The 5,238-nt window shown below is 66.4% G+C and carries 3 protein-coding genes and 1 pseudogene; all 4 read right to left on the reverse strand.

The window, feature by feature from the left end; translation table 11 throughout:
* Positions 1-132: 132 nt before the first annotated feature.
* Positions 133-1,158, reverse strand: a complete 1,026-nt coding sequence (gene fecC, locus NV64_RS22455; protein WP_101506833.1) for an iron-dicitrate ABC transporter permease FecC — start codon at positions 1,156-1,158, stop codon at positions 133-135.
* 137 nt (positions 1,159-1,295) lie between these two features.
* Complete coding sequence (locus NV64_RS22460) at positions 1,296-2,201, reverse strand: Fe(3+) dicitrate ABC transporter substrate-binding protein (protein WP_056231599.1); 906 nt, start codon at positions 2,199-2,201, stop codon at positions 1,296-1,298.
* Positions 2,202-2,354: 153 nt separating this feature from the next.
* Positions 2,355-4,718: a TonB-dependent Fe(3+) dicitrate receptor FecA gene (fecA, locus tag NV64_RS22465; protein ID WP_101506832.1), complete on the reverse strand. Its 2,364-nt coding sequence runs from the start codon at positions 4,716-4,718 to the stop codon at positions 2,355-2,357.
* A gap of 102 nt (positions 4,719-4,820) precedes the next feature.
* A pseudogene (locus tag NV64_RS23545) lies at positions 4,821-5,238 on the reverse strand (iron dicitrate transport regulator FecR); the annotation flags it as partial.

The raw sequence follows: 5,238 nt of genomic DNA on the forward strand, positions 1-5,238 counted from the left end.
AGCGCGCCGGTGGCCAGCAGCAACAGTAATAAGGGTGTGACCAGAGAAACTCTTTTCATCTCAGCGTTCCGTCCCCGGCAGCAGATGACCTACCGGCAGACAGGGTCCCCTGCGTCAGTATCGCTATCAGCCTCATGTGCGCCTCCGCACCAGCCAGACAAAAAACGGTGCGCCGACCAGCGCCAGCACCGCGCCGGCCGGCAGCTCACCGGGGAAGGCCAGCCCGCGCGCCAGCAGATCGGCCAGCAGCATCAGCAGCGCGCCGAGCAGCAGCGCGGCGGGCAGCAGGCGGCGCAGATCGTGGCCAAACAGCGCCCGCGCCATATGCGGCACCAGCAGGCCGAGAAACGCCAGCGGCCCGGCCACGCTGACGCAGCTACCGACCAGCAGCACCACCAGCAGGTTGATCAGCAGCCGCAGGCGGCCAGGGTGAATGCCCAGCGTGCTGGCACCGTCATCGCCCAGCCGCAGCAGGTTGAGCCGCCCGGCCAGCAGGCAGGCCAGCGGGGCCAGCAGCAGGGTAAACGGCAGCAGCTGCCAGAACTCGCGCCAGCGCACGCTGGAGACGCCCCCCGCCAGCCAGTGCAGCACGCCGTACGCGTGATCTTCCGCCAGCAGCAGCGTGGCGCGGGTCAGCGCCGCGCACAGCGCCGACACCGCCACCCCGGCAAGGATTAGCCGGCTGCGATCGCCGGCCTGCTGCCAGCCGCGCCCCAACAGCATCACCAGTCCCCAGCTGATGCCGCCGCCCACCGCTGCCAGCAGCGCGATCGAATAACCGGCCACCCACGCCGGATTAAAGGCGGTGGCCAGCACCATCGCCAGCGCCGCCCCGGCGTTGATGCCGAGCAGCGACGGCGACGCCAGCGGGTTGCGGGTCAGGGTATGTAGCAGCGCGCCGGCCAGCGCCAGGCTGGCCCCCAGCAGCATCGCTACCAGGCTGCGCGGCAGGCGCAGGTTAAACACCAGCGCCTGGGCGATACCCGCAGGCGGGCCGGGCAGCAGCGCCGCCAGCGCCTGGCCGGGGCCGATGGCGATCGGTGACCAGCAGAACAGCGACAGCCAGAAGGTCAGCGCCAGCGCGGCCAGCAGCAGGCTGACACGTAGCGCTGGGCAAGCGGAAACACGCCAGCGGCCTCGACAAAATGAACGCCCGATCCGATGGCCTCCCTCATCACCCGCTTGCCCGGCAAACGTCAGGCAAGGTTCTGCTGCAGACGCTACCGAAATGGCGTGCTCGCCAGACCTGGCTGACGGATCGCGCTGTAGGGCCTGGCGTTCTGTTAAACGCGCTTTCAAGGCGTGCTATCCAGCGGCCGGTGATGCAGGATCGCCACCAGCTCGGCGGCGATCTGCTCGGCGGCAAACAGCCCGCGCATCCGCGCCCAGACGTTACTGTCCACTGACGCCACCTGATGCTGCTGCGCCGCCTTCAGCACCTGCCACAGCGGGTCCTGCTGCCAGTCGCGCACGATGCTCTGCTGGCGGTAGTGGGCAACGATCAGCCAGTCGGGATCGAGCGCCAGCAGCTGCTCCAGCGTCAGGCTGGCCAGCGCCGCCTGGCCGACCGGCGGCGGCACCTTAACCCCCAGCGCGGTCAGCACGCTGCCGGTGTAAGCGTCGCTGCTGTGCAGGTTAAACTGCTGTTCGCGCGAGGTGCCAAACGCCACCGTGATGCCTTTCGGCAACCGAGCGGCAAACGCCTGCATCCGCTGGCGGTGCTGCGCCAGCCGCTGCTGCATTGCAGCGTCCTTACCCAGCACCTGGCCAATGGTCGCCGCCGACTGCAGGTTCTCCGCCCAGGTCTCATTGCGCGACTTCAGCATCAGCGTCGGCGCGATGCGCTTCAGCTGGCCGAGAATGCCGCCGTGGCGGGCGGCGTCGGCGATTATCAGGTCCGGCTTCAGCGCGGCGATCGCTTCGAGGCTCGGCTGCGCCCGGCTGCCCACCGACTGCCACGGCTGGATGCGCTGGCGCACCGCCGGCAGAATACGCGCCGCGTCGCCGTCATCGGCCACGCCGATCGGGCTGACGCCCACCGCCGCCATCGCGTCAACGAAAGACAGCTCCAGCACCACCACCCGCTGCGGCACGCCGTTCAGGGTAAATTCGCCGTTGCTGTCGGTGACGGTCACCGCCTGTACGGTGCTGGTCAGCAGCAAGAGCACGCCGCCGAGCAGCGTCAGAAGGGTGCGAATCATGGCCATTTCTCCGGTTTTATAACGACAAAGCGGACCGCCAGAAGGCGGCCCGTTGGGGACTATACAGACGCCACGCCGCAGAACATCCACACCTCATCCGGCCGCCGGTGAAATGATGGCTCCGCACATTGCCGGATCCTGCGGCGTTAAGCATCAGAACTTCACCGCACCCTGCATATAGATCGTGCGCGGCTGCCCGGCGTACAGGCCTTTATTGTTGTCATCAAAGGCGCGGGTGAAGTACTCATGGTCAAACAGGTTCTTCACGCCGACGGCAAGGTTGAGGTTGGCGTACTGCGGGCCGAAGTCGTAGCCGGCACGCGCGCCCCACAGCATAAAGCCGGGGATGCGGCCGGTGCTGCCGTCGGCGCTCTCGGCGCGGGTGTTGGCGTTATCCGCATACTGGCCGGACTGGTACTCGCTGTTGACGTTAAAGGTCCAGCTACCGGTCTGGTAATCCAGCCCCAGCGTGCCCTTGTGCTTCGGCGAGAACGGCACCTGGTTGCCGTGGTAGTCACCCTGTTCGCGGATCACCGCGTTGACGTAGGCATAGCTGGCGGAGAACGACAGGTTTTCCAGCGTCGGTGACAGGTCGCCAAGGTCGTAGCGCAGCTTGCTCTCCAGCCCGGTGTGGCGGGTTTTACCGCGCGCGGTCACGCTGTCGGTCACCTGGTTCGAGTCGTACTGGTTGCTGAAGTTGATCAGGAACAGCCCGGCTTCCGCCTGCAGCACCTGGTTATCAAAGCGGGTGCCCAGCTCCCAGGTACGCGCTTTTTCCGGTTCGACGCTGCCGCTGCTGACCGCTTTGCCGATCTGGCTGTACTGCACGGTACCGAACGAGCCTTCGGTATTGGCGTAGAGGTTCCACTCGTCGTTGAGGTGATACAGCACGTTCAGCGCCGGCAGCGGCGCGTTGTAACCGATCTCCTGCTTTTCGCCCTTAATAAAGTTGTTCTGGTAGGACTGGATATGCTCGTAGCGCATGCCCGGCGTCAGCGTCCAGTCACCGATATCGATGCGATCGTCAATGTACCAGGCGTGCGCTTCGGTGCCGGACTGGGTGTCGCGATCGTACGGGCTGCTGCCGGTTGGCAGTAGCCGGCTGGTCGCCAGGCTGGTGTAGCGCAGCTCGTGGGTCGACTCGCTGACGTAGCGGTAGCCGATGCCAACTTCGTGCGCGCTGTCGCCAAGGTTAAAGCTCTGGCTGTAGCGCGGTTCCACGCCGCGCACCCAGTACTCGCGCGGCGACAGGGTGATGTTCTTGCCCTGGTCGAGGTAGCCGCTGCGCAGCGTGTTGGTCCAGAAGGTCAGGATATTGAACCTGTGCTGCGCGTCCGGCTGGTACTGATAGCCAAGGCTGGCCAGCTGGCGGCGGCCCCAGAACTCATCGTACGGGCGGGTGGACTGAAAACGGTCAGCGTTATAGTTGGCGCGCGACAGGCCGCCCGGCATCTGCGCCCGGCCTTCGTAGTACTGCAGCAGGCTGGTAAAGGTGTGCTCCTCGTTCGGCGCGTAGCGGGTCTTCAGCATCACGTCGTCGATTTTGGTCGCGCTGTGTTCGCGCCAGTCGCTGCCTCGCGTGCCGGAGTAGAGCAGCGCCGCGCCGAAGCCGTTGTCCGCGGTACCGCCGATCAGCAGGTTGCCGCTGCCCTTCGGATCGTTCTGCGACGAGGTCGGCGTCAGCATGCCCTGCATGCCGCCCTCAACGGCAAACTCGTTTGGAATGGCGCGGGTGACAAAATTGACCACGCCGCCGACGCTCTGCGGCCCGTAGCGCACCGCGCCGCCGCCGCGCACCACGTCCACCGCGTCCATATTGCCCAGCGACACCGGGGCCAGCGACAGCTGCGGCTGACCGTAAGGGGCGAACGGCACCGGGATGCCGTCCATCAGCACCGTGGTGCGGCTGGCCAGGCGCGGGTTGAGGCCGCGGATGCCGAAGTTCATCGCCATATCATGGCTGCCGGTGCCGTTATTCTCCGGTGCGTTAACGCCGGGAATGCGGTTCAGCGCTTCACGCAGGGTGGTCGCGCCGCTGCGGGCAAACTCCTCGCGGCGGATCACGTCACGCGCGCCCGCATGTTCAAACACGTCGTTTTCCCGCGCGTCCGCCAGCCAGTCGCCGACCACGGTCAGCGCGCCAGCGGCGGCCGGCTGCGGCTGCGGCGTCAGGGTAAAGGTATTGCCCCCCAGCGCCTTCAGCTGCAGGCCGCTGCCCGCCAGCAGAGCCTGCAGGCCCTGCTCCGGCGCGTAGCTGCCGTTCAGCCCCGGGCTGGTTTTGCCGCGGGTCAGCGCCGCATCCACCGACAGGGTGAGGCCGGCGGTGGCCGCAAACTGGTTAAGCGCGGCGTCGAGATCGCCGGCGGCTATCTGGTAGTGGGCCGCGGCAGGCTGGCTGGCGGCGGCGGCCAGGGCCGGTGCCGCCAGCGCCAGCGGCACCAGCGCACAGTGAACGGCAAAGGCCAGAGGGGAGGTATTGCGTAAAACCCACAGCACGCGGGCAGAAGAATCAGACATGACCGTCTCCGAAAAGGGATGTTTTTATACTCTCTGCAGATAAGTCGAATGAGGCGGGCAAAAGGGACAATGCAAATGCGAATTATTTTTCTTATCAGTCAGTCAGGCGGCGCTGACCTTCACCCAGTAACGGCTAACCGTCTGAATTTTCACCGGTAGCGTCTGTACCAGCACCGCCAGCAGCCGGTCGGTATCCGCCAGCGGGAAGGTGCCGCTGACCCGTAAATCCGCCACGCTCGGATCGCAGATCAGCATGCCGTGACGCCAGCGCGCCACCTCAGCCAGCACCTCCTCCAGCCGCCGGTTGCTGACGCTAAGCAGGCCGCGCTGCCAGCCGAGATCGGCGGCGTTCAGCGGCTGCAGGGCTTCAAAACGGCGAGCGGTAAAACGCAGCGTCTGCCCGGCGGGCACCCGCAGGCTCGCCTGCGGATCGGCCTGCAGCGTCACCTCAACCGCGTGGCGCTGCACGCTGAGCGTGGTGGCATCATCCCACTGGCGCACGCTGAATTCGGTGCCCAGC

It is taken from the genome of Erwinia sp. B116, from assembly GCF_002865965.1.
Classification (GTDB): Bacteria; Pseudomonadota; Gammaproteobacteria; order Enterobacterales; family Enterobacteriaceae; genus Erwinia.